Source organism: Streptococcus oralis (assembly GCF_003943395.1).
Taxonomy (GTDB): Bacteria; Bacillota; Bacilli; order Lactobacillales; family Streptococcaceae; genus Streptococcus; species Streptococcus oralis_BF.
Map to the genome: position 1 here is coordinate 41175 of NZ_RJPJ01000003.1, position 26499 is coordinate 67673.

A 26499-nucleotide genomic window follows, 5' to 3' on the forward strand; every position below is an offset into this window, starting at 1 on the left:
GATTAGTCTTCCTTACTTTCATCGAAAAAGGCATGGTAGAGAGCCTTGATAGCGGCCTTTTCTTGGTCTTTATTGACAACAAACATGATGGAAACTTCACTTGAACCTTGGGACATCATCTGGATGTTGATTTTATTCTCAGACAAAGCACGTGTCGCTGTAGCTGTTACACCGATGTGACTCTTCATTTTTTCTCCGACAATCATAATGATGGAAAGGTCATGTTCGATTTCGGCATGGTCCACTTCAGCCTTTTGAACCAACTGACGCAGGATTTCTTCTTCCTTGATAGGAGTTAGTTCGCGAGAACGGAGAATGATTGAAAGATCATCGATACCAGTTGGCATGTGCTCCCAACCGATGTTAAGATCTTCAAGGATTTGCAGAACCTTGCGACCAAATCCAACTTCACGGTTCATGAGGTATTTCGACATGTTGATGCTGACAAAGCCAGAATCACCAGCGATTCCAACGACTGGGAATTTATCACTGCTATGCTTTAGAACGATACGAGTACCCGGATGGTCAGGGTTATTGGTATTTTTGATAACGAGAGGAATTTTCCCACGGTAGGCAGGGAGCAGGGCTTCATCGTGAAGAACTGAGAAACCTGCATAAGCCAATTCCCGCATTTCACGGTAGGTCAACTCAGGGATAGAATGAGGCTGGTGAATGATACCCGGATGGGCAGCAAAGATACCGTCTACGTCCGTAAAGTTTTCATAGAGATCAGCCTTAACACCTGCAGCGATGATAGAACCAGTTATGTCGGATCCACCACGGGAGAAGGTACAGATTTGATTTTCCTTAGTGACCCCAAAGAAACCAGGAATAACAAGGACTTCGTTGCTGTCAGCCAAGCCTTCAATCTTGTCATAACTAGAGGGAATGATGCGAGCATTCCCAGGTTCGCTTGTTACAACGATTCCAGCTTCTCTTGGATGAACATAGCGTGCATCGATGCCGTTTTGGTTAAAGTAGGCTGCAATAAGTTTGGCGTTGTTGTTTTCTCCAGCCGCAAGGAAGGTGTCATAGAGAAAGTCATTTTCTTCAATAGGAAGAGTCGCTAAGGCACGGATGCTTTTAGAAATTTTTTCTAGAACTGATGGTTTTAAGCCTAGTTCGCTCACCATAGCCGCATAGCGATCGATGATCCAGTTTTGGCTCTTGCTGATATCATTTCCCGCTACATAGTCACGATAGTATTTGATCAAGGCATCGGTCACTTTGGTATCTTCAGAATTGCGTTTGCCAGGTGCAGAAACGACTACAAAACGGCGTTCTTTATCACTTTTAACGATGTTTAAAACTTTTTCTAACTGACTAGCAGAGGCAAGCGAGCTTCCGCCAAATTTTACAACCTTCATAAGGACTCCTCAAGTAAGTATTTTATACGATTATAGCAGAAAGAGGGGCATTTTTCAATGAAGAAAATACTAAGGTCTTTAGGATAAAGTGAGCGTTTTTATCAGCTGAGACACTTTCCTTTAGTTTTTCCTTGCCTCTTTATCTAAAAAAAGGTATACTTTGATGATAAAACAATTTTATTGCCTTACAAAAGAAAAGGAGAAGCTATGAATCATATCTTATATCAAATCGTAGATGATCTTGCTATCATTACTTTGAATCGTCCCGAAGTGGCAAATGGTTTCCATATCCCAATGTGTGAGGAGATTTTAGAAGCTTTGGGCTTAGCTGAGCAGGATCAAGCTGTTCAGTTCATCTTGATTAATGCTAATGGGAAGGTCTTTTCAGTTGGAGGAGACTTGGTTGAGATGAAACGAGCAGTAGACGAAGATGATATCCCTTCTTTGAATAAGATTGCAGAATTAGTCAATACAATTTCTTTTAAAATTAAGCAAATTCCTAAACCTGTTTTGATGGAGGTAGATGGAGCAGTTGCTGGTGCTGCAGCCAATATGGCAGTAGCAGTTGATTTTTGTTTGGCGACTGATAAGGCAAAATTCATCCAAGCCTTTGTTGGAGTTGGATTGGCGCCGGACGCTGGTGGGATTCATCTTTTGAGTCGTAGTATCGGGGTAACACGAGCTGCGCAACTTGCCATGACAGGAGAAGCTTTGACTGCGGAAAAAGCACTGGAATGGGGTGTGGTATACCGTGTCTGTGAAGCTGATAAATTAGAAAAAACTAGAGAACAAGTTCTGAAGAAATTAAGACGAGGCTCAGCAAACTCATACGCAGCCATTAAAAAGTTGGTTTGGGAAAGTCAATTTAAGGATTGGCAGAATTATGCTGAATTGGAATTGAAACTGCAAGAATCTTTGTCTTTGACTGAAGATTTTAAAGAAGGAGTCCGAGCTCATTCTGAAAGAAGACGACCAAAATTTTCAGGAAAATAAAAAAATACTTGCACAATTCTTTGAAGTTTGATATACTTTTTGTGTCAAATGTTTTGAATGCAAAAGTTTTTTTGAGAAGGAGGGAATACTTTGGACTACCAACAAGTGAATGAGTATTTAACATCTATTTTTAATAATGTCCTTGTGATTGAGGAGGTTAGCTTACGAGGTAGTCGTTTCAAAGACATCTCCATCAAAGAAATGCACACGATTGATGTGATTGGCAAGTTCCCAGAGGCGACACCAAGTAAGGTTTCTAAAGAACTGATGGTCACTCTTGGAACTGTTACGACCAGCTTGAATAATCTCGAAAGAAAAGGTTATGTTGAGCGCATTCGTTCTGATCAGGATCGTCGTGTGGTCTATCTGCATTTGACAAAGAAAGGTCGTTTGGTTCACCGCCTTCATAAACGTTTCCACAAGGCCATGGTCGAGAAAATTATCGATGGCATGAGCTCTGAAGAAATAGAAGTGATGGGCAGGGGCTTGACTAACCTTTATCAATTTTTGGAGGATTTGAAATAATGGCTTTTGCAAAAATAAGCCAGGTTGCTCATTATGTTCCAGAGCAAGTGGTCACTAATCAGGACTTGGCTCAAATCATGGATACAAGCGATGAGTGGATTTCAAGTCGGACAGGAATTAAACAGAGACATATCTCAAAAACAGAGTCTACAAGTGACTTGGCGACAGAAGTTGCTAAGAGTTTGCTGGCTAAAGGGAGCTTAACAGCGGATCAGATTGATTTCATCATTGTAGCGACGATTACTCCTGATTCGATGATGCCTTCTACGGCAGCTCGGGTTCAGACAAATATCGGAGCGCATAGAGCTTTTGCCTTTGATCTTACAGCAGCTTGCAGTGGCTTTGTATTTGCTCTCTCAACTGCTGAAAAGTTTTTAAGTTCTGGACAGTTCAAAAAAGGGATTGTTATCGGGGCTGAGACCTTATCCAAGGCAGTTGACTGGTCGGATCGTTCGACAGCTGTTCTCTTTGGAGATGGTGCAGGTGGGGTTTTCTTGGAAGCGAGCGAAACACGGCACTTCCTCGTGGAAAGTCTCTATACGGATGGCTCTCGGAGCGAGTGTTTGACCTATGGCCAAACGGCTTTGGCTTCTCCTTTCTCAGATCAAGAGGCAGTTCCTGCTTTTTTGAAAATGGATGGACGAGCAGTTTTTGATTTTGCAAATCGTGATGTTGCTAGATCGATCAAAGAAACCATTGAAAATGGTCCAATCGCAGCATCGGAATTGGATTATCTCTTGCTTCATCAGGCAAATATCCGCATTTTGGATAAGATGGCTAAGAAGATCGGCGTAGACCGAGACAAGCTTCCTGCCAATATGATGGAGTATGGAAATACCAGTGCAGCAAGTATCCCGATTTTGCTCTCAGAGTGTGTGGAGAATGGCATGATTCGTTTAGATGGTAGCCAGACGATTCTCCTATCAGGCTTCGGTGGAGGTTTGACATGGGGCACACTCATTCTTACAATCTAGGTAATCATGTGGTAAACACATAGTTATAAATTTTTTATATTTTAAAGGAGTCCTATCATGGCAGTATTTGAAAAAGTACAAGAAATTATCGTTGAAGAACTTGGGAAAGACGCATCAGAAGTAACACTTGAATCTACTTTTGATGATTTGGATGCAGATTCATTGGACTTGTTCCAAGTAATCTCTGAAATCGAAGATGCTTTCGATATCCAAATCGAAGCAGAAGATAACTTAAAAACAGTTGGTGACTTGGTTGCCTACGTTGAAGAGCAAACAAAATAATTAACATATTACTAGAAGGAGTAGGGGAGACCCGCTCCCTCTTGTTTAGGTAATAGTTTGAGACTCAAATGATAAACTCATCGAACTATTACGTAAGCAAGGAATGATGGAGGCACTATGAAAACACGTATTACAGAATTATTGAACATTGATTATCCTATTTTTCAAGGAGGAATGGCCTGGGTTGCGGATGGTGACTTGGCTGGTGCGGTATCAAAAGCTGGTGGTCTAGGGATCATCGGTGGTGGGAATGCACCTAAAGAGGTCGTAAAGGCTAATATCGATAAAATCAAATCACTTACGGACAAACCTTTTGGTGTCAACATCATGCTCTTGTCCCCTTTTGTAGAAGACATCGTTGATCTTGTGATTGAAGAAGGGGTCAAGGTGGTTACAACTGGTGCAGGAAATCCAAGTAAATACATGACTCGTTTCCATGATGCAGGAATTACAGTTATTCCTGTTGTTCCAAGTGTTGCTTTGGCAAAACGTATGGAAAAAATTGGTGCAGATGCAGTTATTGCAGAGGGAATGGAAGCCGGTGGACATATTGGTAAACTCACAACTATGACCTTGGTTCGCCAAGTTGCTGCAGCTGTTTCAATTCCAGTTATCGCAGCTGGAGGAATTGCGGACGGTGAAGGTGTTGCTGCAGGCTTTATGCTTGGTGCTGAGGCCGTTCAAGTTGGTACACGATTTGTAGTAGCTAAGGAATCAAACGCCCATCCAAAATACAAGGAAAAAATCTTAAAAGCGCGTGATATCGATACGACTATTTCAGCTCAACACTTTGGTCATGCTGTTCGTGCTATTAAAAATCAGTTGACACGTGACTTTGAGCAGGCTGAAAAAGATGCCTTTAAACAAGAAAATCCAGATTTAGAAATCTTTGAACAAATGGGAGCTGGTGCTCTTGCTAAAGCTGTTGTTCATGGAGATGTAGAAGGTGGATCTGTCATGGCAGGTCAGATCGCTGGTTTGGTTTCTAAAGAGGAAACTGTCGAAGAAATCCTAAAAGATCTATACTATGGCGCAGCCAAGAAAATTCAAGAAGAAGCCTCTCGTTGGGCAGGAGTTGTAAGAAATGACTAAAACAGCCTTTCTATTTGCAGGTCAAGGTGCTCAGTATCTAGGAATGGGGCGTGATCTCTATGATCGCTACCCTATCGTCAAGGAAACGATTGACCAAGCCAGTCAGGTTTTGGGTTATGACCTTCGTGACTTGATTGATAAGGAAGAAACCAATTTAAACCAGACTCGCTATACGCAGCCAGCTATTTTAGCGACTTCGGTTGCTATTTACCGACTATTGAAAGAAAAGGGTTATCAGCCAGATATGGTAGCAGGATTGTCTCTTGGGGAATATTCTGCTCTTGTAGCAAGTGGTGCCTTGGACTTTGAGGATGCAGTTGCCTTGGTTGCTAAACGTGGTGCTTATATGGAAGAGGCTGCACCTGCAGGCTCTGGGAAGATGGTTGCCGTTCTTAATACTCCAGTTGAAGTGATTGAGGAAGCTTGTGAAACGGCCTCTAAAGTTGGAGTAGTGACTCCAGCCAACTACAATACCCCAAGCCAAATCGTTATCGGTGGTGAGGTGGCTGCGGTTGACCGCGCAGTTGAACTTTTGCAGGAAGCAGGAGCAAAACGATTGATTCCTTTAAATGTATCGGGTCCTTTCCATACTGCCCTTCTTGAGCCAGCCAGTCAGCAACTAGCTGGAGCTCTTGAGGGAGTGAGTTTCTCTGATTTTACTTGCCCACTAGTCGGCAATACGGAAGCTGCTGTTATGAAAAAAGATCGAATCCAAGAGCTTTTAACGCGTCAGGTAAAAGAACCTGTTCGTTTTTATGAAAGTATTGCTGTGATGCAGGATGCTGGGGTAACCAACTTTATTGAAATTGGTCCTGGTAAGGTCCTATCAGGCTTTGTCAAAAAAATCGATAAAACAGCTCAGCTAGCTAACGTTGAAGACCAAGCAAGCTTGGATGCTTTGCTAGGAAACTAATGATCCCTTCTCCCATAAAATACAACAGGAAACAGGAGAGATAGAATGCAACTTACAAACAAAAATGTCTTTGTAACAGGTTCAAGTCGTGGTATCGGACTTGCCATTGCTCACAAATTTGCCCAACTAGGTGCTAATGTAGTTTTGAATAGTCGAGGAGCAATCTCAGAAGAATTGCTGGCTGAGTTTTCAAACTATGGTGTCAAAGTAGTACCGATTTCAGGTGATGTTTCAGACTTTGCAGATGCCAAGCGTATGGTAGATCAAGCAATTGCAGAACTCGGTTCTGTCGATATCTTGGTCAACAATGCTGGGATCACTCAAGATACGCTTATGCTCAAGATGACCGAAGAAGACTTTGAAAAAGTGATTAAGATCAACTTGACAGGTGCCTTCAACATGACGCAAGCAGTCTTGAAACAGATGATCAAGGCACGTGAAGGTGCGATCATCAACATGTCTAGTGTGGTCGGTTTGATGGGAAATATCGGACAAGCCAACTATGCAGCTTCTAAAGCAGGTTTGATTGGTTTTACCAAGTCAGTAGCACGTGAAGTTGCCAATCGCAATGTACGCGTAAATGCTCTTGCACCAGGGATGATCGAGTCAGATATGACTGCTGTTTTGTCTGATAAGGTCAAGGAAGCGACATTGGCACAAATCCCAATGAAGCGTTTTGGACAAGCAGAACATATCGCAGATGCTACAGTGTTCCTGGCTGGACAGGATTATTTGACTGGACAAGTTCTCGCTGTTGATGGCGGACTTAGCATGTAAAAAATAAGGAAAGATATAGGTAAGACAGATGAAACTAAATCGAGTTGTAGTAACAGGTTACGGATTGACCTCTCCTATCGGAAATACTCCAGAAGAATTTTGGAACAGTTTGCAAACTGGGAAAATCGGGATTGGAGAAATCACTAAGTTTGACCACAGCGAATTTGCTGTGCACAATGCGGCAGAAGTTCAAGATTTCCCATTTGATAAATACTTTGTTAAAAAAGATACCAACCGTTTTGACAACTATTCTTTGTATGCCTTGTATGCGGCTCAAGAAGCGGTGACAAATGCCAATCTTGATGTAGAAGCAATCGATAAAGATCGCTTTGGTGTCATTGTGGCTTCTGGTATCGGTGGTATCAAGGAAATCGAAGATCAGGTTATCCGTCTTCATGAAAAAGGTCCAAAACGCGTTAAACCAATGACCCTTCCAAAGGCCTTGCCAAATATGGCTTCAGGAAATGTTGCCATGCGCTTCGGAGCAAACGGTATCTGTAAATCAATCAATACTGCCTGTGCCTCATCAAACGATGCCATTGGGGATGCCTTCCGATCCATCAAGTTTGGTTTCCAAGATGTCATGTTAGTTGGTGGATCAGAATCATCTATCACTCCTTTTGCTATCGCTGGTTTCCAAGCGTTGACTGCCCTATCAACTACAGAAGATCCAACTCGTGCTTCTATTCCATTTGACAAAGATCGTAATGGTTTTGTGATGGGAGAAGGTTCAGGGATGTTGGTTCTTGAAAGCCTTGAACATGCTGAAAAACGTGGGGCGACCATCTTGGCTGAAGTAGTTGGCTACGGTAATACCTGTGATGCTTACCATATGACTTCACCTCATCCAGAGGGTCAAGGTGCGATTAAGGCTATGAAGTTGGCTTTGGAAGAAGCAGAAATTTCTCCAGAGCAAGTGGCTTACGTCAATGCCCACGGAACTTCAACTCCTGCGAATGAAAAAGGAGAAAGTGGTGCAATCGTAGCTGTCCTTGGTAAAAAAGTCCCTGTATCTTCAACCAAGTCCTTTACAGGACACTTGCTTGGTGCCGCAGGAGCGGTAGAAGCCATCGCTACAATTGAAGCCATGTGTCATAACTATGTACCAATGACAGCTGGAACAAGTGAGTTGTCAGACTATATCGAAGCCAATGTCGTTTATGGACAAGGCTTGGAGCAAGAAATCCCTTATGCTATTTCAAACACTTTTGGTTTTGGTGGACACAATGCGGTTCTTGCTTTCAAACGTTGGGAGAATAAATAATTATGAATTTAAATGAAATCAAGGACTTGATGGCTCAATTTGACCAATCAAGTTTGAGAGAATTTTCTTATAAAAATGGAACGGACGAATTGCAGTTTAGTAAGAATGAAGCAAGAATGGTTTCTGAAGCGCCAGCTCAAATTGTTCCAGCGCCAACTGCAGTAGCGGCAAGCCGAGTAGTTTCTACTCCTTCAACTCCAGTAGAGAGTGCAGTGGAAGAAGCACCAGCTCCAGCTGAAACGACGGTTGCTCCAGAGGGTGATGTCGTTGAGAGCCCACTTGTAGGGGTGGCCTACTTGGCTGCTGGACCAGATAAACCTGCCTTTGTCACAGTTGGAGACAGTGTTAAAAAAGGTCAGACTTTGGTAATCATCGAAGCCATGAAGGTCATGAATGAAATTCCTGCACCTAAGGATGGTGTGGTGACAGAAATTCTCGTTTCAAATGAAGAAATGGTTGAGTTCGGTAAAGGATTGGTACGTATCAAATGATCGATATTCAAGGAATCAAAGAAGCTCTACCCCATCGCTACCCCATGCTCCTAGTGGATCGTGTCTTGGAAGTGAGAGAGGATACCATTGTTGCCATTAAAAATGTCACCATCAATGAACCATTCTTCAATGGTCATTTTCCACAATACCCAGTCATGCCAGGTGTTCTTATCATGGAAGCCTTGGCTCAGACTGCTGGTGTCTTGGAATTGTCCAAACCTGAAAATAAAGGGAAACTGGTCTTCTACGCTGGCATGGACAAGGTTAAGTTCAAGAAGCAAGTTGTACCAGGTGATCAATTAGTCATGACGGCTACTTTTGTCAAACGTCGTGGTACGATTGCTGTGGTTGAAGCAAAGGCTGAAGTAGATGGTAAGCTTGCAGCGAGTGGTACTCTTACCTTTGCAATTGGAAACTAAGGAGGATCTCCATGTTTCGTAAAATTTTGATTGCCAACCGTGGTGAGATTGCGGTTCGCATTATTCGAGCTGCGCGTGAATTGGGCATTGCAACCGTAGCAGTTTATTCAACTGCTGATAAGGAAGCTCTTCACACACTCCTAGCGGATGAAGCTATCTGTATCGGACCTGGTAAGGCGACAGAATCTTATCTCAATATCAACGCTATTTTATCTGCTGCAGTCTTGACAGAAGCAGAAGCCATCCACCCAGGTTTTGGTTTTCTTAGCGAAAACTCCAAGTTTGCCACGATGTGTGATGAAGTGGGGATTAAGTTCATCGGTCCTTCTGGGGCTGTAATGGATACCATGGGAGATAAGATCAATGCGCGTGAGCAAATGATCAAGGCTGGTGTTCCAGTTATCCCAGGATCTGATGGTGAAGTCCACACGGCTGAAGAGGCCCTTGCAGTTGCAGAAAAAATTGGCTATCCAGTCATGCTTAAGGCATCAGCTGGTGGTGGTGGAAAAGGGATTCGTAAGGTTGAAAAGGCAGAAGACTTGGTCGCAGCCTTTGAGACAGCATCCAGTGAAGCCAAGGCCAACTTTGGAAATGGCGCTATGTACCTAGAGCGTGTGATTTATCCAGCTCGTCATATCGAAGTTCAGATCCTTGCGGACCAAGAGGGTCATGTTGTCCATCTTGGTGAACGGGATTGTTCACTCCAACGGAATAACCAAAAGGTCTTAGAAGAAAGCCCATCCATCGCGATTGGCAAAACCCTTCGTCATGAAATTGGTGCTGCGGCTGTTCGAGCTGCAGAGTCTGTTGGCTATGAAAATGCAGGTACGATTGAATTTCTTCTCGATGAAGCGAGTGGCAATTTCTACTTTATGGAAATGAATACTCGTGTGCAAGTGGAACACCCAGTCACAGAGTTTGTTTCAGGTGTTGATATCGTGAAGGAACAGATTCGCATTGCTGCCGGTCAACCTTTACCTTTCAAACAAGAAGATATTGTCCTACGAGGTCATGCTATCGAGTGCCGGATCAATGCAGAAAATCCAGCATTTAACTTTGCTCCAAGTCCAGGGAAAATTACCAATCTCTATCTACCAAGTGGTGGAGTTGGCTTGCGCGTGGACTCAGCAGTTTATCCAGGTTATACCATTCCCCCTTACTATGATAGTATGATTGCTAAAATCATTGTTCATGGGGAGAATCGTTTTGATGCTCTTATGAAGATGCAACGGGCACTTTATGAACTTGATATTGAAGGAGTGCAAACCAATGCAGACTTCCAGTTGGATCTGATTTCAGACCGCCGAGTTATCGCTGGTGACTACGATACTTCCTTCTTGATGGAAACTTTCTTGCCAAAATACCAAGAAAAAGAATAGACTTTCAAATAGTATGAGAACTAAAAGGGGGAGTTATGGCTCTATTTAGTAAAAAGGATAAGTATATTCGGATCAATCCTAACCGTTCCGTAAGGCAGAAACCACAAGCCAAGCCTGAGGTTCCGGATGAACTTTTTTCCAAGTGTCCTGGATGTAAACATATCATCTACCAAAAGGATCTTGGAAGTGAGCAAATTTGTCCCCATTGTAGCTATACTTTCCGTATTTCAGCTCAGGAACGCTTGGCTTTGACGGTTGATTCTGACAGCTTTGTGGAGATGTTTACAGGTATTGAAACTCAAGATCCATTAAACTTTCCTGGCTACCAGAAAAAACTTGCAACAATGCGTGAAAAGACAGGTTTGGATGAAGCAGTACTAACTGGTACAGCTAGCATAAAGGGTCAAAAAGTTGCCCTTGGGATCATGGATTCAAACTTTATCATGGCTTCTATGGGAACCGTTGTGGGTGAAAAAATCACGCGCTTGTTTGAGTATGCAATGGTAGAAAATTTGCCAGTCGTACTTTTCACAGCTTCTGGTGGAGCCCGTATGCAAGAAGGAATCATGAGCTTGATGCAGATGGCTAAGATTTCTGCGGCAGTTCAACGTCATTCCAAGACAGGACTTTTTTATCTAACTATTTTAACCGATCCGACAACAGGTGGGGTGACCGCTTCTTTTGCTATGGAAGGTGATATTATTCTAGCAGAGCCTCAGAGTTTGGTTGGTTTTGCTGGGCGTCGTGTTATCGAAAATACAGTTCGTGAGACCTTGCCGGATGACTTCCAAAAGGCAGAATTTTTGCTTGAACATGGATTTGTTGATGCAATTGTCAAACGGAGAGAATTGCCTGAAACAATTGCTAAATTAGTAAGATTGCATGGAGGAAGTCGCGGATGAATATTGCAAAAATAGTCAGAGAGGCACGCGAGCAGAGTCGCTTGACCGCACTTGATTTTGCCAATGGAATCTTTGACGAGTTTATCGAATTGCATGGAGACCGCTCTTTCCGCGATGATGGTGCGGTTATCGGTGGAATTGGCTGGTTAGGTGACCAAGCAGTAACTGTCGTTGGTATCCAAAAGGGGAAGAGTCTTCATGACAACCTCAAACGGAATTTCGGCCAACCTCATCCAGAAGGCTATCGTAAGGCCTTGCGCCTGATGAAACAGGCAGAAAAGTTTGGCCGTCCAGTTGTGACTTTTATCAATACGGCGGGTGCTTACCCAGGTGTTGGAGCCGAGGAACGTGGACAAGGTGAAGCAATTGCTCGAAACCTGATGGAAATGAGTGACCTCAAGGTTCCAATCATCGCGATTATTATCGGTGAAGGTGGGTCTGGTGGGGCCCTAGCTCTAGCCGTAGCTAACCGTATCTGGATGTTAGAAAATTCAATCTACGCAGTACTTAGCCCTGAAGGATTTGCCTCTATCCTTTGGAAGGATGGAAGTCGTGCCATGGAGGCGGCAGAGTTGATGAAGATCACTTCACATGAACTTCTAGAAATGGGAATCGTAGACAAGGTAATCTCAGAAGCAGGGCTGTCAAGTAAAGAACTGCTAGGATGCGTTAAAAATGAATTGCGTGTAGAACTAGATAGATTGCAAGAACTACCACTCGACCAACTTATTGAAGAACGTTACCAACGCTTCAGAAAATACTAAGAATGACTAAATGAGACTAGAAAGGTCTCATTTTTTATGGAAAAATGCAATTCAGGACGAAAAATTGATAGTTGAGGAGATGGACAGTAAAATAGACAAAAAAGATCTATACTGTAGATGTGAGCCTACAACAATATTTTAAGAAGGTTCTTGCAATGACAGGTACAGAAACATTTACAGTTCTTTCAACTGAGATTTAGAGCAAACTTCAGGTGGTCTTGCTGTTTGGGAAGATGGTTATGGTAGATGGTTATATTATAGAGAATTTTCTCCCTATATGGGGCAAGGGGCACTTAATTCTTATAGGGATACTTGGAAGTACGGCTTCCGAGCAGGATAATCTTTCAAAAAAAGTACGATGAGAAACACAAAGAAACTAAGACAATTTGGAATATTTTTGCTTATTATTTTACTATCTACCTATTTACCACAAATAATTGGTTTGTATGTGACGATCATTTTAGGATTAGGAGTTGATGTCTACTCTCTTATTTTAACAATGGGATTAGTAGGAAGTTTCCTTCTACTAATTTGGTGGTTAAAAAAGCAAAAGATGCTCTTTATCTTTGAGAAAAGAGCTGGAACTGGTCAACTATCTTTTACTTGTTTGCATGTTATGTGGTTCATCAGATTCTCGGTAATTTTTGGACACGCTATGCTCATTTGATTAATGCTAGGAATATTCATGATGTCTATTTTGCGGTGATTCTTTCAAATGGACAACCAACTTTTTTATCTACAGTTCTTAGTTTTATCTTAACAGTCGTTATTGGTCCTATTTTGGAAGAGATGCTTGATCGTGGGTATTTTATGAATACCTTCTTCCCCCAGTCCAAGTACTATCTGGATGTTATCCTATCTGCTCTTATCTTTGGACTTAGTCATTTGATCCTAACTCACCGAGACCCAATTAGTTTATTATATTATAGTTTGATTGGTCTCTTTTTCGCTCTTGTCTATCGTTCTACAGACAATCTTCGATTGACCATTCTCTGCCATAGTTTTTTCAACTTTCTCAACCATGCAAAACCTATCTGGATTTTTGTTTACAATTATATCTATTATCATTTTTTTAGATAGTGGAGGCAAAGAAAAAAGTGTTTGATATTTGTCAAACACTTTTTCTATTTACTGTTCTTCTGTTACAAACTGGCTGAGCAGTCCATTGATAAAACGGGCAGATTTTTGATCTGAGAAGTTCTTTGCAAGCTCGATAGCTTCATTAACAGCAACCAACTGAGGGGTGTCAAATGAAGTGATTTCAAAGACTCCCAAGCGAAGGAGGTTTCTCTCCACGAGCGTTAAACGTTCAATGGTCCAACCTGCTTTTAAATGCTGTGTGATTTGCTTGTCTAATTCTTCCTTTTTAGTTTGAACACCAGAAACGAGCTCTGTCAAAAAGGCTGGAAGTTGCACATCCGTATCTTCAAGATCGTGTGTGTAGGCGAAACGACAAGCAGTTTCGACGTCTGTATCAAACTCAAGGCTCATGAGAGCTTGAAAAGCGCATTTACGGAGCTCACGTCTAGATTCTAATAGTGGACTAGTCATTGAGGAAATCCTCATCAAACAAGTCTTTCAAGTCAGGTTTTGGTGTTTTATCTGGAACGATACCTGCAACGTGGATATTGATAGCAGTGAGTTCTACATCAGCCATGTTGCGGACTGCATCTTTGACAGCTTTTTGGATAGCAACAGCTACCTTAGGAACTTTTACTCCGTACTCAAGGTAGAGGTAGATATCTGCTGTGAGTTCTTCGTCCACGTTTTTAAGATAAACACCGCGGCCGAGCGAAAGTTTTGAAAGGGTGTCAGATACTGATTTGTTTGAAAAAGAGTGAACACCCTCTACTTTTGCTGTAGCAATAGCAATGATTTTTTCAAGTACACGTGGGGCGATAACGATTTCGCCAAGTTGTTCTTCAATTCCCATAGAATGACCTCTTTCTAGAGATTAGGCACGAGAAACGTAAGTTCCTTCTGCAGTGTTGATAACGAGTTTTTGTCCTGCTTCGATGAAGTCTGGAACGTTTACGACAAGTCCAGTTTCCATCGTTGCTGGCTTACCAGAACCTGTAACAGTAGCACCTTTGATAGATGGTTGAGTTTCTGCAACTGTCAATTCGACAGTAGTAGGAACGGTAACACCGATCACTTCAGTTCCGTAGAATTGGATCTTCACTTCTGAGTTTTCAAGGATGTAAAGCAATTCGTTTTCAACGTTGACTACAGGGATTTCGTATTGGTCGTAAGTTTCTGTATTCATGAAGTAAGCTGTGTCATCCATTTTGTACAAGTATTGAGCTGGGACAGTCTCGATGATGGCTTGTTCAAATTTTTCCTCTGGACGATAGCTTGTATCAAATGTAGAACCAGTACGGACATCACGCAATTTCATACGCATGATCGTATTTCCTTTACCTGGTTTGTGGTGGCTAGCTTCCAAAACGCGGATCAATTTTCCGTCAGCTGTTTCAAAGGTCATACCAGCTTTTAATTTACTTGCTTCAATCATGTTTTTACCTCTTTAATAAATATTATTACTCTTCATTTTACCATAAAATACTCTGGAAATAAAGCCAAAATAGTTATTGGGAGTTGGTAGAGAAGAAAAAACCAACCTTAGGGCTGGTTTTGTTCTGTCTAGTTTTCTTTCAACTTCGCCAATTCCTGGGCGAGTAGTTTAAGGGCCACTTGTGGGTTGGCTTGGCCTTTGGTTGCTTTCATGAGGAATCCTGTGAAGGCCTTGTCTGCGTTGCGTTTACCGGACTTGAAGTCGGCTACGGCAGCTTCGTTATCCGCAAAGACTTGGTGGATGATTGGAATCAGAATATTTGGATCAGAGATTTGCACCAAGCCAGCTTTTTCCACGTATTCACGCGCACCACCGCCATTTTTAGCTAGGTGGACAAAGACTTTCTTGGCAATCTTAGAAGAGATAGTACCGTCTTCGATGATGGCAATCATTTCTACCAAGTTTTCTGGTGTCAATTCGATTTGTTCCAGTGTCTTGCCTTCAGCGTTCAAGAACTGAGCGACTTCGCCTTGGAGCCAGTTAGAGACTTGTTTGGCATCGCCACCGAGGGCAACAGCTTTTTCAAAGAAGTCAGAAGTGACTTTGTTTGCAGTCAACTGGCTAGCATCGTAGTCTGACAAGCCAAGTTGGGATACGTAGCGCGCACGGCGTTCTTTTGGAAATTCTGGCAATTCAGTACGCATTTCCTCAATCCACTCATCTGAGATTTCAAAAAGTGGTAGGTCTGGTTCTGGGAAGTAGCGGTAGTCTGCAGCACCCTCCTTAACACGCATGAGGATGGTTGCCTTGTTAGCTTCATCGTAACGGCGTGTTTCTTGGCGGATTTGACCACCTGAGCGAAGGATTTCAGCCTGACGTTGGACTTCGTATTCAAGACCTTTGCGGACATTTGAGAAGGAGTTGAGGTTTTTCAACTCTGTCTTGGTACCGAATTTTTCTTGACCATAAGGGCGAAGCGAAATGTTGGCATCCACACGCATGGAACCTTCTTCCATCTTAACATCAGAAATACCAGCGTACTGGATGACTTCCTTGAGGGCAGTTAGGTAAGCGTAGGCTTCTTCAGGTGAACGCATGTCGGCTTCAGATACGATTTCAATCAATGGTACCCCTTGGCGGTTTAGGTCAACATAAGAGTAGCCATCTGTACCGTGGGTATTTTTACCAGCATCTTCTTCCAAGTGAGCGCGTTCGATACCGATTTTTTTCGTCGTACCGTCTTCTAGCTCCACTTCAATCCAACCGTTGTAGCCGATTGGCTCATCAAACTGAGAAATTTGGTAGGCTTTTGGATTATCAGGGTAGAAGTAGTTCTTGCGGTCAAAGTGCATCTTTTTGTGGATGTCCATGTTGAGGGCAAGAGCTGCCTTGATACCGGCATCGACAACCCCTTTATTGAGAACTGGCAGAACTCCTGGGAAAGACCAGTCAATCACGTTGGTGTTGGCATTTTGGTCATTTCCAAAGTGGGCAGAAGTAGGTGAGAAGATTTTTGAATTGGTGTTGAGCTCTACGTGGACTTCAAGTCCAATGACTGTTTCAAAGTTCATTAGTTGTCACCTCCAAAAATCACGGGTTGTTGTTTGTGGTAGTCTGTTGTTGCTTCAAAGGCAGCTGCCGCTTGGTAAATGGTCTCTTCTGAGTACTTAGGACCGATCAATTGGAGACCGACTGGTAGACCTTGAGCAAATCCAGCAGGAATCGAAATTCCTGGGAGACCAGCTAAGTTGACTGGGATGGTCAAAAGGTCAGCCAAGTACATAGCAACAGGGTCGTGGTTGAGGGAGTCCAAGTCATAGGCAACGCTTGGAGCAGTTGGTCCCAAAATCAAGTCGTAATCCGCAAAGACTTTTTCGAAATCTTGGATGATGAGGGTACGGACTTGACCAGCCTTCTTGTAGTAGGCATCGTAGTAACCTGATGAAAGACTGAAAGTACCTAGCATGATACGGCGTTTCACTTCTTCGCCGAAACCTTGGCTACGACTGTTTACATAGATTTCATCAAGATTAGTCGCATCCTCTGCGCGGTAGCCGTAACGAATACCGTCAAAACGTTGCAAGTTTGAGGATGCTTCTGATGAAGCAATGATGTAGTAAACGGCAACGCCGTATTTAGAGTGAGGAAGGCTGACTTCTTCGACGATGGCACCAAGTTTTTCAAAGTGTTTGGCTGCGTTCAGGATGGTTTCCTTAACCTCTGGGTCAATCCCTTCACCGAGGTATTCCTTAGGCAAAGCAATTTTCATGCCCTTGATGTCTTGACCGATTTTTGAAGTAAAGTCTGCAATGCGGACAGGAGCAGAAGTAGAGTCTTTGGCGTCTTCGCTAGCAATCGCATTGAGCAAGAGGGCATTCTCCTTAACAGTAGGAGCAAAAGGTCCGATTTGATCTAATGAGCTACCGAAGGCAATGAGACCGAAACGTGAAACTGTTCCGTAGGTTGGCTTGAGACCAACGATCCCGTTGAAGGCAGCAGGTTGGCGGATAGAACCACCAGTATCAGAACCAAGTGACAAGCGGACTTGACCTGAGGCTACAGCTGCGGCTGAACCACTTGATGAACCACCAGGAACCTTGCTGTGGTCCCAAGCATTTTTGGTGGCACCGTAGTGAGAAGTTTCACCTGATCCACCCATGGCAAACTCGTCCATGTTGGTTTTCCCAACGACAATCATGCCTTTAGATTTTGCATTGGAAACGGCTGTCGCATCAAAGATTGGCTCGTAGTTGTAGAGCATTTTTGAGGCTGCAGTTGTGAGGATACCGTCTGTAGAGATGTTATCCTTAACAGCCAGTGGAATTCCAGAAAGGACATTATCCGCGTCAATTCCAGCTTCATCAATGGCTTTAGCTTGAGCAAGGGCTTGTTCTTCAGCGATAGTGACAAAAGCATTGATAGCTTTCTCGCGAGACTTGATATCTTCAAGCGTGGCTTGTGTCAATTCAGTTGCAGAAATTTCCTGAGAGACAAGGAGATTGTGCAAGTCTTCAATAGTTTTGTTATTAAAAGTCATTAGGCATCTCCTCCATCATCTAGGATAGCTGGTACCTTGATATAGTAGTTTTCTTTTTCAGGTACGTTTTTAAACAGGCGGTCACGGTCTGTTCCTTCTTCAGCCACATCAGGGCGGAGTACGGTCTTACGGTCAGCCATGGTCGTAGTAGGTGCGACACCAGTAGTGTTGACTTCGCCTAGCAACTCAACCATGTCAACAATTTTAGACAAGGTTGTCGCAAAGGCAGCAGTTTCTTCTTCAGAGAATCTTAATTTTGAAAGATTGGCAACGTGTGTTACCTCTTCTTGCGTAATTTTCATCTTGCATCCTTTCGTGAAATGATGATTTTTAGTCTGTTCTATTTTACCATATTTTCCTATAAATAAGCTAAGGCAAAGCGAAAAGAAATAGAAATTGAAAAATCGCTTTTAATTCGCTATAATGGTTAAACTAGAGAATAGAAAAAATAAGAGTTAGGATAAAAAATGTTCCATCAATTTATCACCAGATCTCAAACTGTTCCGCCTCCCATTTCGCTTTTTTGGTATGGGATCATGATGCTTCTCTTAGTACTTTGTATTTATGGAGCACTTGCTTATCACAATAATCCGAAATTTGTCCGCTTGTTTAAGGGGATTCAGATCCTCCAGTTACTAGCCCTATATAGCTGGTATGTTGGCTTTGGGATTCCATTTTCTAATAGCCTTCCATTTTATCATTGCCGTTTGGCTATGTTTGCAGTGGTTTTCTTACCAGATAAATGGCGGAGCAAGCAATACTTTGCCCTCTTAGGAGCAAGTGGAGCGGTCTTTGCCTTGGTTTATCCGGTTTTTGACCCCTATGATTTTCCCCATATTACCAGTTTTTCATTTTTGATTGGGCACTATGCCCTTCTAGTGAATTCCTTGGTTTACTTGATGAATCACTATGACAAGAGTCTGCTCAAGAAATATATGATCGTAGTCTATACTTTCGTTCTCAATTTCTTTCTAGTTGGGGTTAATCAGGTGACTGGTGGAAATTATGGTCTCTTAAGAGATACACCGTTTATCTCGAATGCTCCTCTATGGATAAAGTACCTCCTTGTGTCGGTCATCCTTTCACTGGCTCTTGTTTTCTTTGATATTTTGTTCGAAAAACGATGGAAAAAGAGAAATCAGGTGCAATCTATGCTCTAGCTCGCCTTTTCATCGTATGAGCAATTGAAAAACTCCCCAAAATCCGCTATAATGGAGAGTTGAAAGGAATGGTAAAATCCAATGTAAAAATCATTCTTAGCCATTGAAACAACTAAATAGAAAATCAAAGAAAGAGAACTTATGACTATTCAAGAAGAAATCAAGAAACGCCGTACCTTTGCTATCATCTCCCACCCGGACGCGGGGAAAACAACCATCACTGAGCAGTTGCTCTATTTTGGGGGAGAGATTCGTGAGGCTGGTACCGTAAAAGGTAAGAAAACAGGGACTTTTGCCAAGTCTGACTGGATGGATATCGAGAAACAACGTGGGATTTCGGTCACTTCATCTGTGATGCAATTTGACTACGACGGCAAACGTGTCAATATCCTAGACACACCAGGGCACGAGGACTTCTCAGAAGATACCTATCGGACCTTGATGGCGGTGGATGCTGCTGTCATGGTGTTGGATTCTGCCAAGGGTATCGAGGCCCAAACCAAGAAATTGTTTGAGGTTGTGAAACACCGTGGCATTCCCGTCTTTACCTTTATGAACAAGCTGGACCGTGACGGTCGTGAACCGCTAGACCTCTTGCAAGAACTAGAAGAAGTCCTTGGGATTGCTAGCTACCCAATGAACTGGCCAATCGGGATGGGGAAAGCCTTTGAAGGCTTGTATGACCTCTATAACCAACGCTTAGAACTCTATAAAGGTGATGAGCGTTTTGCCAGTTTGGAAGAAGGTGACAAACTTTTTGCGAGCAATCCTTTCTATGAACAAGTTAAGGATGATATCGAACTTCTAAATGAAGCGGGGAATGAGTTTTCAGAGGAAGCTATTTTAGCTGGTGAGCTAACCCCGGTCTTCTTCGGTTCAGCCCTCACTAATTTTGGAGTGCAGACTTTCCTTGAGACCTTTCTCAAGTTTGCTCCAGAACCTCATGGACACAAGAAGACAGACGGAGAGATTGTCGATCCTTATGACAAGGATTTTTCAGGCTTTGTCTTTAAAATCCAAGCCAACATGGACCCTCGTCACCGTGACCGTATCGCCTTTGTCCGTATCGTATCGGGTGAATTTGAGCGTGGGATGAGTGTCAATCTGCCTCGTACTGGGAAGACTGCCAAACTGTCGAATGTTACTCAATTTATGGCGGAAAGTCGTGAGAATGTGACCAACGCTGTTGCAGGTGATATCATCGGGGTTTACGATACAGGTACTTATCAGGTTGGAGACACCTTGACGGTTGGAAAAAACAAGTTTGAATTTGAGCCCCTTCCAACCTTTACACCTGAGATTTTCATGAAAGTTTCTGCTAAGAACGTTATGAAACAAAAATCCTTCCACAAGGGTATCGAACAATTGGTGCAAGAAGGAGCCATTCAGCTTTACAAGAATTACCAAACAGGCGAGTACATGCTGGGCGCTGTTGGTCAACTCCAGTTTGAAGTCTTTAAGCACCGTATGGAAGGCGAGTACAATGCAGAAGTGGTCATGAGCCCAATGGGTAAAAAGACCGTTCGTTGGATCAAGCCTGAGGACTTGGATGAACGGATGTCATCAAGCCGCAATATCTTAGCTAAAGACCGTTTCGACCAACCAGTCTTCCTCTTTGAGAATGACTTTGCCCTCCGCTGGTTTGCGGATAAGTATCCGAATGTTGAGTTAGAGGAAAAAATGTGATTCAGTAAGTCTACTTGATTGCATAGCAATCTAAGTAGACTACGGCAAGTCCTATTAGACTTACCTAACTGCCTCACTAACTGAGTTTTACAAATGAAATCGATTTGTAAAACTCAGTGTCGTAATCTAACAATCGGTAACCGCTATGGTGGCTTACCTAAGCGTTTTACTAGAAAAAGTCCGCGAATAATATCGATTCGTGGATTTTTTTCATATAGTAAAGGTAATTGAAGTCAAAGGTAAATTAAAAATCTCAGAGAAATCATGTTACATGAATTTTTCTGAGGTTTTTCTAGTTTCCATATTTCTGATAAAAATCGACCTTGACCTGAATGAAGGTTTCGGCTTCGCGTAGTAGCTGCAGGAGGGTGGCACGGGTCTCAAACTCCTCACGTGTTTTAGGGAGACTCCGATTGCGGAAGACTTGCAGATAGCGTTCGATGTCATCAAGTAGATCGTGAGCAGGATTGGTCTGGCTTAGTTGGGTAGCAATCTTAGAAAAGAGCTGGGCCAAGATCAAACTTTCACTTGCGGCTAGGTGACAAGTATTGATCTGCTGGGCCATATTTCGTAGGATGCGACTTTGCCTCTGCCTCATCTCAAAGTAGTGGATATGGTAGTCCGTCTGGTGAAAGAGGTGATCCGAGTGATCCAGGTATACCAGTTTGAGAGCTTCATCGAGGAGGTTGTCTAATTGGTCAACGAGTTGGGCTCGATTGCGTCCGTCTCCCCTCGACAGATAGTATTTAAAGCGAAGGAGGATATCTTTTAACTTTTCTTCGACCTGAAGGTGGTAGCTTTGGATGGCTTTCTCACGAGAGGGCATATAAAGGTTGACCAATAGAGAAAAGCTTGTCCCGATGAGAAAGAGGAGCACTTCATTGAGCAAGAGGGCTGGGGAAGTAGACTCCTGTACCAAGAGATGACTGACCAAGACACTGCTAGGTGTGATGCCGATTTCCCAGCCCATTTTATAGGCTAGAGGCACGTAGAGAGCCAGATAGAGGCCCAGACTCCAGATGTGAAATCCTGTCAGTTGAAAGGCTAGAACACCGATAGCGAGTGCTAGGAGCATGGAAAAGAGGCGGTTACGGGCTAATTTNAGCGTACTTCTGCGCGTGTCGGAGAGGCTTAAGAGGGCGATAATTCCAGCTGAAACTGCTGATGATAAATCTAAAAAATAAGCGAGAAAACAAGCGAGGCAGGTCGCTAAGATCAGTTTTGTCGTACGTTGGGTGATAGACATGAGAATTTCCTATAATACTAGAATAAGAGTATAAAAGACAAGGCTTGGAAGACTTGTCTTAAAAAATCTATTTTTTACGTGCCGACGCGTACTCAGCTACTGCTGTAAAGAGGACGTCGGTAGAAGAGTTCAGGGCAGTTTCGCAGGAATCTTGGACGACACCGATGACAAAACCAACTCCGACTACCTGCATGGCAACATCGTTTGAAATCCCAAAGAGACTACAAGCGACGGGAATGAGGAGGAGTGATCCACCAGCGATTCCAGAGGCTCCGCAGGCAGAAATAGCAGCCACTACACTGAGCACAAAAGCTGTACCAAAGTCGACAGAGATTCCTAGCGTATTGACTGCAGCTAGAGTCAGAATGTTAATGGTTACGGCTGCGCCAGCCATGTTAATAGTGGAGCCAAGGGGGATAGAAACAGAGTAGGTATCTGGATTGAGTCCGAGATCTTGGCAGAGTTTCATGTTGACAGGGATATTAGCGGCAGAACTACGAGTAAAGAAAGCTGTAATTCCACTGACACGCAAACATTTAAAAACAAGGGGGTAAGGATTTTTTCTCATAAAGAGAAAGGCAATGAGGGGATTGATGACAAGGGCCACAAAAGCCATAGTTGCAATCAAGAGTCCTAGCAAAATTCCGTAGTTAGCAAGGCTGGTAATTCCTTTATCAGAGATGGTCTTGAAGACCAAGCCCATAATTCCGAAAGGAGCCAAATTGATAATCCACTCCACAATCTTGGAAGTTACTCCTGCCATGGTTCTGAGCAATTCCTTGCTGTTTTTGCTAGCTTCCCTCATAGCAAGTCCAAAGACAACAGCCCAGGATAGGATCCCGATATAATTAGCTTGGACGATGGCGTTTAGGGGATTATCTACGAGATTTAGCAGAAGATTGCTGAGAACTTGACCGATGCCGTCTGGTGGGGCAATCTCTGTACTAGCACTGCTAAGAGTGATCTGGACAGGAAAGAGAAAACTAGCCAGTACAGCGAGTAGGGCAGCAGCAAAGGTACCAAGTAGATAGAGAAAAATAACGGTCTTCATATTGGTATCTTGCCCTTTTTGATGTTGCGAAAGGGCATTTGCAACGAGGGTAAAGACCAAAACAGGAGCGATGGCTTTCAGACCCCCAACGAATAGGTCACCGAGAATGCCGAGCCCCGACAGACTAGGAAAAAGTAGCCCTAGAGAGGCTCCCAGAAGCATGCCGATTAGGATACGTTTGATGAGGCTGGCCTTGTTCCAGGCTCGAATGATTCTTTTCATAATAGTCTCCTTCAAAGTGTATTGTTTATGATTATAGTATAAATATGCCGTTGAGGCAAGTCTTTTTTTGAGTTTGGGGGAATATCGGAATATTTATGAGGGATTTGAACGGGATGATTTGTGGTATAATACTAAAAAGGAGTTTTGTATGCAAGAATTTTTTCAACGTTATCTTGATAAATTGGATGTAACAACTGTATTAGAGAATGTCTTGACCAAGGTGATTTCTCTTTTGATTCTCTTTCTGCTATTTTATATAGCTAAAAAGATGCTTCATGCGGCTGTCCGAAAGATTGTCAAGCCCTCGCTTAAATTTTCAAATCGGGATGCAGGCAGACAAAAGACCATTTCTCGTTTACTTGAGAATATTTTTAACTACACACTTTATTTCTTTTTGATTTACTGTATCTTGTCTATTTTGGGTTTGCCAGTTTCCAGCCTCCTTGCTGGGGCAGGGATTGCTGGGGTTGCCATTGGGATGGGGGCTCAAGGCTTTTTATCCGATGTTATCAATGGTTTCTTTATCCTCTTTGAACGCCAGCTCGATGTGGGCGACGAAGTAGTCCTCACAAATGGTCCTATTACCGTATCTGGAAAGGTTGTCAGTGTAGGAATTCGTACGACCCAACTTCGCAGTGACGACCAAGCCCTTCACTTTGTTCCTAACCGAAATATCACTGTTGTCAGCAACTTCTCTCGTACAGAGTAGGTCTGCTATTTTGGCAGATTTGTGGTACAATAGAAAGAGTTTGGTAAAGGAGAGAGTATGCTATTTGTAGAGAAAAAACTAGGCCACGATTGTACTTGGATAGACCTTGACGTGGACAAGATTAAAAACATGGAAGATCTTTCTGACGTCTATGGATTGGACAAGGAAACCATCGAGTATGCTCTAGATAGAAATGAACGAGCCCACATGGATTATAACCGTGAAACGGGGACGGTAACCTTCATTTATAATGTTCTTGATTTAGAAAAAGACAAAGAATATTATGAAGCGATTCCGATGACCTTTATCGTTGAAAAACAACGGTTGATCACTATCAGCAATCACAAGAATACTTATGTGATTAAACGCATGGCAACCTACCTTGAAAGCCATGAAATTATTTCCATCTACAAATTTCTTTTTGCCAGTTTAGAGATTATTAGTAATGCTTATTATCCAGTTATTGAAGAGATGGATAAAAGTAAGGATGAAATCAGTGCACTTCTTCGTCAAAAAACAACTAAAAAAAATCTTTTTGCCCTCTCTGACTTGGAAACTGGTATGGTTTACCTGACAGCAGCTGCCAAACAAAATCGTCTCCTCTTGGAACATATCCAAGGGCATGCTCTTTATCGCAATCTTAATGAGGTAGAAAGAGAGCAGTTTGACGATGCCATGATTGAAGCGCATCAGTTGGTTTCTATGACAGACTTGATTTCTCAAGTTTTGCAACAACTCTCAGCCTCTTACAATAACATCCTAAATAATAATTTGAATGATAATTTGACAACTTTGACAATTATTTCAGTCTTGCTGGCTATCCTTGCGGTTATTACAGGGTTCTTCGGAATGAATGTCCCTTTACCGTTTACAGATGAACCGAATGCTTGGATTTATATTTTGATAGCTAGTCTCATTTTATGGGCAGTCTTAGCCCAATGTTTAAAGAAAATTGCTAGAAATTAAAAAGAAAAGGAGCCAGAATGGCAATTGAAAACTATATGCCAGATTTTGCTGTGGAAGCGGTCTATGATCTGACAGTCCCAAGCCTGCAGGCGCAGGGGATCAAGGCTGTTTTGGTCGATTTGGATAATACCCTCATTGCTTGGAACAACCCTGATGGGACGCCAGAGATGAAGCAATGGCTACATGACCTTCGTGACGCAGGTATTCGTGTCATCGTGGTCTCAAATAACACCAAAAAACGAGTTCAACGTGCAGTTGAGAAATTTGGAATTGATTACGTTTATTGGGCCTTGAAGCCTTTCACATTTGGGATTGACCGTGCCATGAAGGAATTTCACTATGAGAAAAATGAAGTGGTCATGGTCGGCGACCAACTCATGACGGATATTCGTGCAGCGCACCGTGCAGGTATTCGCTCGATCTTAGTCAAACCCTTGGTCCAACACGACTCCATCAAAACGCAGATTAACCGAGCTCGTGAGCGCCGTGTTATGCGAAAAATCACTGAAAAGTACGGACCAATTACATATAAAAAAGGAATCTAACTATGGAAGAAATTCTCTGTATTGGTTGTGGAGCAACCATTCAGACGACAGACAAGGCTGGTCTTGGTTTCACTCCCCAGTCGGCACTTGAAAAAGGCTTGGAGACTGGCGAAGTCTATTGCCAACGCTGTTTCCGTCTCCGTCATTACAATGAAATCACAGATGTCCAGTTGACGGACGATGATTTCCTCAAACTCTTGCACGAGGTGGGAGACAGTGATGCCTTGGTAGTCAATGTCATTGATATCTTTGACTTTAATGGCTCTGTTATCCCAGGCTTGCCACGCTTTGTATCGGGAAATGATGTCCTCTTAGTTGGAAATAAAAAAGATATCCTGCCCAAGTCAGTTAAACCGGGTAAGATCAGCCAGTGGCTGATGGAGCGTGCCCATGAAGAAGGTCTTCGCCCTGTGGATGTTGTCCTGACTTCAGCCCAAAACAAGCATGCCATTAAAGAAGTCATCGACAAGATTGAACACTACCGTAAGGGCCGCGATGTCTATGTAGTTGGGGTAACCAACGTTGGAAAGTCAACTCTCATCAACGCTATTATCCAAGAAATCACGGGTGACCAGAATGTCATCACGACTTCACGCTTTCCAGGGACAACCTTGGACAAGATTGAGATTCCACTTGATGATGGATCTTATATCTACGATACACCGGGGATTATCCACCGACACCAGATGGCCCACTACTTGACGGCAAAAAACCTCAAGTATGTCAGCCCTAAAAAGGAAATCAAGCCCAAAACCTATCAGCTTAATCCTGAACAAACCCTGTTTTTAGGTGGTTTGGGACGCTTTGACTTCATTGCAGGAGAAAAGCAAGGATTTATAGCTTTCTTTGACAATGAACTCAAACTCCATCGTACTAAGCTTGAAGGCGCTAGTGCCTTTTATGACAAACACCTTGGAACCCTTTTGACACCACCAAATAGCAAGGAAAAAGAAGATTTCCCAAAACTAGTCCAACATGTCTTTACCATCAAGGACAAAACCGACCTAGTCATTTCAGGCCTAGGCTGGATCCGCGTAACAGGCACCGCCAAAGTCGCCGTCTGGGCACCAGAAGGCGTCGCCGTCGTCACACGAAAAGCAATCATTTAAAATAAAATCACTGAGCGAACAAAGTGAGCTCATAAAAAGATAGTTATTGCCGTGGTGTGATTGCCAATCGTTAGATTGGCAAGGGGCACACTTGAGACCAAGGCTCAATTG

28 protein-coding genes and 2 pseudogenes are annotated in these 26499 nt (G+C 43.0%); 21 read left to right on the forward strand and 9 right to left on the reverse strand.

Annotation, left to right across the window (positions count from 1 at the left end; all coding sequences use genetic code 11):
* Window positions 1-2 precede the first annotated feature (2 nt).
* Complete coding sequence (locus tag D8802_RS02900) at window positions 3-1367, reverse strand: aspartate kinase (protein WP_038804093.1); 1365 nt, start codon at window positions 1365-1367, stop codon at window positions 3-5.
* A 207-nt stretch (window positions 1368-1574) separates the two neighbouring features.
* Here D8802_RS02900 and D8802_RS02905 point away from each other — a divergent pair, with 207 nt between their 5' ends.
* The 15 genes and pseudogenes from D8802_RS02905 (at window position 1575) to D8802_RS02980 (ending at window position 13222) form a co-directional block, all read left to right on the forward strand.
* Window positions 1575-2360, forward strand: coding sequence for an enoyl-CoA hydratase (locus tag D8802_RS02905; protein WP_125394726.1), 786 nt, complete (start codon window positions 1575-1577; stop codon window positions 2358-2360).
* Window positions 2361-2450: 90 nt separating this feature from the next.
* A complete protein-coding gene (gene fabT, locus D8802_RS02910; RefSeq protein ID WP_000386342.1) occupies window positions 2451-2885 on the forward strand; it encodes a fatty acid biosynthesis transcriptional regulator FabT in 435 nt (144 codons plus the stop codon).
* The gene (locus D8802_RS02915; RefSeq protein WP_125394727.1) at window positions 2885-3859 is read left to right on the forward strand and encodes a beta-ketoacyl-ACP synthase III; all 975 of its coding nucleotides are present in this window, start codon (window positions 2885-2887) and stop codon (window positions 3857-3859) included. The genes fabT and D8802_RS02915 overlap by 1 nt, the downstream gene beginning before the upstream one ends.
* 57 nt (window positions 3860-3916) lie before the next feature.
* The gene (locus tag D8802_RS02920) at window positions 3917-4141 is read left to right on the forward strand and encodes an acyl carrier protein (RefSeq protein ID WP_000257840.1); all 225 of its coding nucleotides are present in this window, start codon (window positions 3917-3919) and stop codon (window positions 4139-4141) included.
* Between the two features lie 117 nt (window positions 4142-4258).
* Window positions 4259-5233 carry an enoyl-[acyl-carrier-protein] reductase FabK gene (gene fabK / locus D8802_RS02925; protein ID WP_000857452.1) on the forward strand — a complete coding sequence of 325 codons (975 nt, stop codon included), beginning with the start codon at window positions 4259-4261 and terminating at the stop codon, window positions 5231-5233.
* Window positions 5226-6146 (forward strand): ACP S-malonyltransferase, encoded by a 921-nt coding sequence (gene fabD, locus D8802_RS02930; protein ID WP_125394728.1) that lies wholly within the window; start codon window positions 5226-5228, stop codon window positions 6144-6146. Before fabK ends, fabD begins: the two co-directional genes overlap by 8 nt.
* 45 nt (window positions 6147-6191) lie before the next feature.
* A complete protein-coding gene (gene fabG, locus D8802_RS02935) occupies window positions 6192-6923 on the forward strand; it encodes a 3-oxoacyl-[acyl-carrier-protein] reductase (RefSeq protein WP_125394729.1) in 732 nt (243 codons plus the stop codon).
* A gap of 28 nt (window positions 6924-6951) precedes the next feature.
* On the forward strand, window positions 6952-8187 hold the full coding sequence (gene fabF / locus D8802_RS02940; RefSeq protein ID WP_125394730.1) for a beta-ketoacyl-ACP synthase II: 1236 nt from the start codon (window positions 6952-6954) through the stop codon (window positions 8185-8187).
* A 2-nt stretch (window positions 8188-8189) separates the two neighbouring features.
* Complete coding sequence (gene accB / locus D8802_RS02945; RefSeq protein WP_125394731.1) at window positions 8190-8678, forward strand: acetyl-CoA carboxylase biotin carboxyl carrier protein; 489 nt, start codon at window positions 8190-8192, stop codon at window positions 8676-8678.
* Window positions 8675-9097 carry a 3-hydroxyacyl-ACP dehydratase FabZ gene (fabZ, locus tag D8802_RS02950; RefSeq protein WP_120769837.1) on the forward strand — a complete coding sequence of 141 codons (423 nt, stop codon included), beginning with the start codon at window positions 8675-8677 and terminating at the stop codon, window positions 9095-9097. Before accB ends, fabZ begins: the two co-directional genes overlap by 4 nt.
* A gap of 11 nt (window positions 9098-9108) precedes the next feature.
* The gene (gene accC, locus D8802_RS02955; protein WP_000488663.1) at window positions 9109-10476 is read left to right on the forward strand and encodes an acetyl-CoA carboxylase biotin carboxylase subunit; all 1368 of its coding nucleotides are present in this window, start codon (window positions 9109-9111) and stop codon (window positions 10474-10476) included.
* A gap of 35 nt (window positions 10477-10511) precedes the next feature.
* Complete coding sequence (gene accD / locus D8802_RS02960; protein ID WP_125394732.1) at window positions 10512-11378, forward strand: acetyl-CoA carboxylase, carboxyltransferase subunit beta; 867 nt, start codon at window positions 10512-10514, stop codon at window positions 11376-11378.
* The gene (locus tag D8802_RS02965; protein WP_125394733.1) at window positions 11375-12142 is read left to right on the forward strand and encodes an acetyl-CoA carboxylase carboxyl transferase subunit alpha; all 768 of its coding nucleotides are present in this window, start codon (window positions 11375-11377) and stop codon (window positions 12140-12142) included. Before accD ends, D8802_RS02965 begins: the two co-directional genes overlap by 4 nt.
* A 155-nt stretch (window positions 12143-12297) precedes the next feature.
* A pseudogene (gene briC / locus D8802_RS02970) lies at window positions 12298-12482 on the forward strand (biofilm-regulating peptide BriC).
* An 18-nt stretch (window positions 12483-12500) separates the two neighbouring features.
* Window positions 12501-13222: pseudogene (locus D8802_RS02980) on the forward strand (lysostaphin resistance A-like protein).
* A 48-nt stretch (window positions 13223-13270) separates the two neighbouring features.
* Here the strand turns inward: D8802_RS02980 and nusB are convergent.
* From nusB to gatC, 6 genes are all read right to left on the reverse strand, one after another.
* Entirely contained in the window at window positions 13271-13693 is a 423-nt protein-coding gene (gene nusB / locus D8802_RS02985; protein ID WP_125394734.1) for a transcription antitermination factor NusB, read from the reverse strand.
* Window positions 13686-14075: an Asp23/Gls24 family envelope stress response protein gene (locus tag D8802_RS02990; protein WP_061415360.1), complete on the reverse strand. Its 390-nt coding sequence runs from the start codon at window positions 14073-14075 to the stop codon at window positions 13686-13688. Before D8802_RS02990 ends, nusB begins: the two co-directional genes overlap by 8 nt.
* A gap of 21 nt (window positions 14076-14096) precedes the next feature.
* Window positions 14097-14657 carry an elongation factor P gene (gene efp / locus D8802_RS02995; RefSeq protein WP_000568642.1) on the reverse strand — a complete coding sequence of 187 codons (561 nt, stop codon included), beginning with the start codon at window positions 14655-14657 and terminating at the stop codon, window positions 14097-14099.
* 128 nt (window positions 14658-14785) lie between these two features.
* Entirely contained in the window at window positions 14786-16228 is a 1443-nt protein-coding gene (gene gatB, locus D8802_RS03000) for an Asp-tRNA(Asn)/Glu-tRNA(Gln) amidotransferase subunit GatB (protein ID WP_125394735.1), read from the reverse strand.
* Complete coding sequence (gatA, locus tag D8802_RS03005) at window positions 16228-17694, reverse strand: Asp-tRNA(Asn)/Glu-tRNA(Gln) amidotransferase subunit GatA (protein WP_125394736.1); 1467 nt, start codon at window positions 17692-17694, stop codon at window positions 16228-16230. The genes gatB and gatA overlap by 1 nt, the downstream gene beginning before the upstream one ends.
* The gene (gatC, locus tag D8802_RS03010; protein ID WP_125394737.1) at window positions 17694-17996 is read right to left on the reverse strand and encodes an Asp-tRNA(Asn)/Glu-tRNA(Gln) amidotransferase subunit GatC; all 303 of its coding nucleotides are present in this window, start codon (window positions 17994-17996) and stop codon (window positions 17694-17696) included. Before gatC ends, gatA begins: the two co-directional genes overlap by 1 nt.
* Before the next feature lie 165 nt (window positions 17997-18161).
* On the opposite strand from gatC, the gene D8802_RS03015 reads away from it, so the two are divergent.
* Window positions 18162-18854: a YwaF family protein gene (locus D8802_RS03015; protein ID WP_125394738.1), complete on the forward strand. Its 693-nt coding sequence runs from the start codon at window positions 18162-18164 to the stop codon at window positions 18852-18854.
* 141 nt (window positions 18855-18995) lie between these two features.
* On the forward strand, window positions 18996-20540 hold the full coding sequence (locus D8802_RS03020; RefSeq protein WP_125394739.1) for a peptide chain release factor 3: 1545 nt from the start codon (window positions 18996-18998) through the stop codon (window positions 20538-20540).
* Window positions 20541-20832: 292 nt separating this feature from the next.
* Here D8802_RS03020 and D8802_RS03025 read toward each other — a convergent pair whose 3' ends face one another.
* Entirely contained in the window at window positions 20833-21786 is a 954-nt protein-coding gene (locus D8802_RS03025) for an aromatic acid exporter family protein (RefSeq protein WP_125394740.1), read from the reverse strand.
* A 67-nt stretch (window positions 21787-21853) separates the two neighbouring features.
* Window positions 21854-23059: a serine/threonine transporter SstT gene (gene sstT / locus D8802_RS03030; protein ID WP_125394741.1), complete on the reverse strand. Its 1206-nt coding sequence runs from the start codon at window positions 23057-23059 to the stop codon at window positions 21854-21856.
* Window positions 23060-23207: 148 nt separating this feature from the next.
* On the opposite strand from sstT, the gene D8802_RS03035 reads away from it, so the two are divergent.
* The 4 genes from D8802_RS03035 to yqeH are packed head-to-tail and all read left to right on the forward strand — an operon-like array spanning window position 23208 to window position 26388.
* Window positions 23208-23768 carry a mechanosensitive ion channel family protein gene (locus tag D8802_RS03035; protein ID WP_125394742.1) on the forward strand — a complete coding sequence of 187 codons (561 nt, stop codon included), beginning with the start codon at window positions 23208-23210 and terminating at the stop codon, window positions 23766-23768.
* 57 nt (window positions 23769-23825) lie between these two features.
* A complete protein-coding gene (locus D8802_RS03040; RefSeq protein ID WP_000899717.1) occupies window positions 23826-24734 on the forward strand; it encodes a magnesium transporter CorA family protein in 909 nt (302 codons plus the stop codon).
* Window positions 24735-24751: 17 nt separating this feature from the next.
* Window positions 24752-25279, forward strand: coding sequence for a YqeG family HAD IIIA-type phosphatase (locus D8802_RS03045; RefSeq protein WP_061417481.1), 528 nt, complete (start codon window positions 24752-24754; stop codon window positions 25277-25279).
* A gap of 2 nt (window positions 25280-25281) precedes the next feature.
* A complete protein-coding gene (yqeH, locus tag D8802_RS03050; RefSeq protein ID WP_125394743.1) occupies window positions 25282-26388 on the forward strand; it encodes a ribosome biogenesis GTPase YqeH in 1107 nt (368 codons plus the stop codon).
* Window positions 26389-26499: the final 111 nt, after the last annotated feature.

Coding starts and splice junctions, on each gene's coding strand:
- D8802_RS02915 (WP_125394727.1), top strand. CDS start 2,885: ATGGCTTTTGCAAAAATAAGCCAGGTTGCTCATTATGTTCCAGAGCAA.
- nusB (WP_125394734.1), bottom strand. CDS start 13,693: ATGACTAGTCCACTATTAGAATCTAGACGTGAGCTCCGTAAATGCGCT.
- D8802_RS02900 (WP_038804093.1), bottom strand. CDS start 1,367: ATGAAGGTTGTAAAATTTGGCGGAAGCTCGCTTGCCTCTGCTAGTCAG.
- accD (WP_125394732.1), top strand. CDS start 10,512: ATGGCTCTATTTAGTAAAAAGGATAAGTATATTCGGATCAATCCTAAC.
- D8802_RS03045 (WP_061417481.1), top strand. CDS start 24,752: ATGGCAATTGAAAACTATATGCCAGATTTTGCTGTGGAAGCGGTCTAT.
- D8802_RS02990 (WP_061415360.1), bottom strand. CDS start 14,075: ATGGGAATTGAAGAACAACTTGGCGAAATCGTTATCGCCCCACGTGTA.
- fabF (WP_125394730.1), top strand. CDS start 6,952: ATGAAACTAAATCGAGTTGTAGTAACAGGTTACGGATTGACCTCTCCT.
- fabG (WP_125394729.1), top strand. CDS start 6,192: ATGCAACTTACAAACAAAAATGTCTTTGTAACAGGTTCAAGTCGTGGT.
- D8802_RS02920 (WP_000257840.1), top strand. CDS start 3,917: ATGGCAGTATTTGAAAAAGTACAAGAAATTATCGTTGAAGAACTTGGG.
- efp (WP_000568642.1), bottom strand. CDS start 14,657: ATGATTGAAGCAAGTAAATTAAAAGCTGGTATGACCTTTGAAACAGCT.
- D8802_RS03040 (WP_000899717.1), top strand. CDS start 23,826: ATGCTATTTGTAGAGAAAAAACTAGGCCACGATTGTACTTGGATAGAC.
- D8802_RS03020 (WP_125394739.1), top strand. CDS start 18,996: ATGACTATTCAAGAAGAAATCAAGAAACGCCGTACCTTTGCTATCATC.
- D8802_RS02965 (WP_125394733.1), top strand. CDS start 11,375: ATGAATATTGCAAAAATAGTCAGAGAGGCACGCGAGCAGAGTCGCTTG.
- accC (WP_000488663.1), top strand. CDS start 9,109: ATGTTTCGTAAAATTTTGATTGCCAACCGTGGTGAGATTGCGGTTCGC.
- D8802_RS02905 (WP_125394726.1), top strand. CDS start 1,575: ATGAATCATATCTTATATCAAATCGTAGATGATCTTGCTATCATTACT.
- fabD (WP_125394728.1), top strand. CDS start 5,226: ATGACTAAAACAGCCTTTCTATTTGCAGGTCAAGGTGCTCAGTATCTA.
- D8802_RS03035 (WP_125394742.1), top strand. CDS start 23,208: ATGCAAGAATTTTTTCAACGTTATCTTGATAAATTGGATGTAACAACT.
- gatA (WP_125394736.1), bottom strand. CDS start 17,694: ATGACTTTTAATAACAAAACTATTGAAGACTTGCACAATCTCCTTGTC.
- gatB (WP_125394735.1), bottom strand. CDS start 16,228: ATGAACTTTGAAACAGTCATTGGACTTGAAGTCCACGTAGAGCTCAAC.
- fabZ (WP_120769837.1), top strand. CDS start 8,675: ATGATCGATATTCAAGGAATCAAAGAAGCTCTACCCCATCGCTACCCC.
- gatC (WP_125394737.1), bottom strand. CDS start 17,996: ATGAAAATTACGCAAGAAGAGGTAACACACGTTGCCAATCTTTCAAAA.
- fabK (WP_000857452.1), top strand. CDS start 4,259: ATGAAAACACGTATTACAGAATTATTGAACATTGATTATCCTATTTTT.
- yqeH (WP_125394743.1), top strand. CDS start 25,282: ATGGAAGAAATTCTCTGTATTGGTTGTGGAGCAACCATTCAGACGACA.
- sstT (WP_125394741.1), bottom strand. CDS start 23,059: ATGAAAAGAATCATTCGAGCCTGGAACAAGGCCAGCCTCATCAAACGT.
- accB (WP_125394731.1), top strand. CDS start 8,190: ATGAATTTAAATGAAATCAAGGACTTGATGGCTCAATTTGACCAATCA.
- D8802_RS03015 (WP_125394738.1), top strand. CDS start 18,162: ATGTTCCATCAATTTATCACCAGATCTCAAACTGTTCCGCCTCCCATT.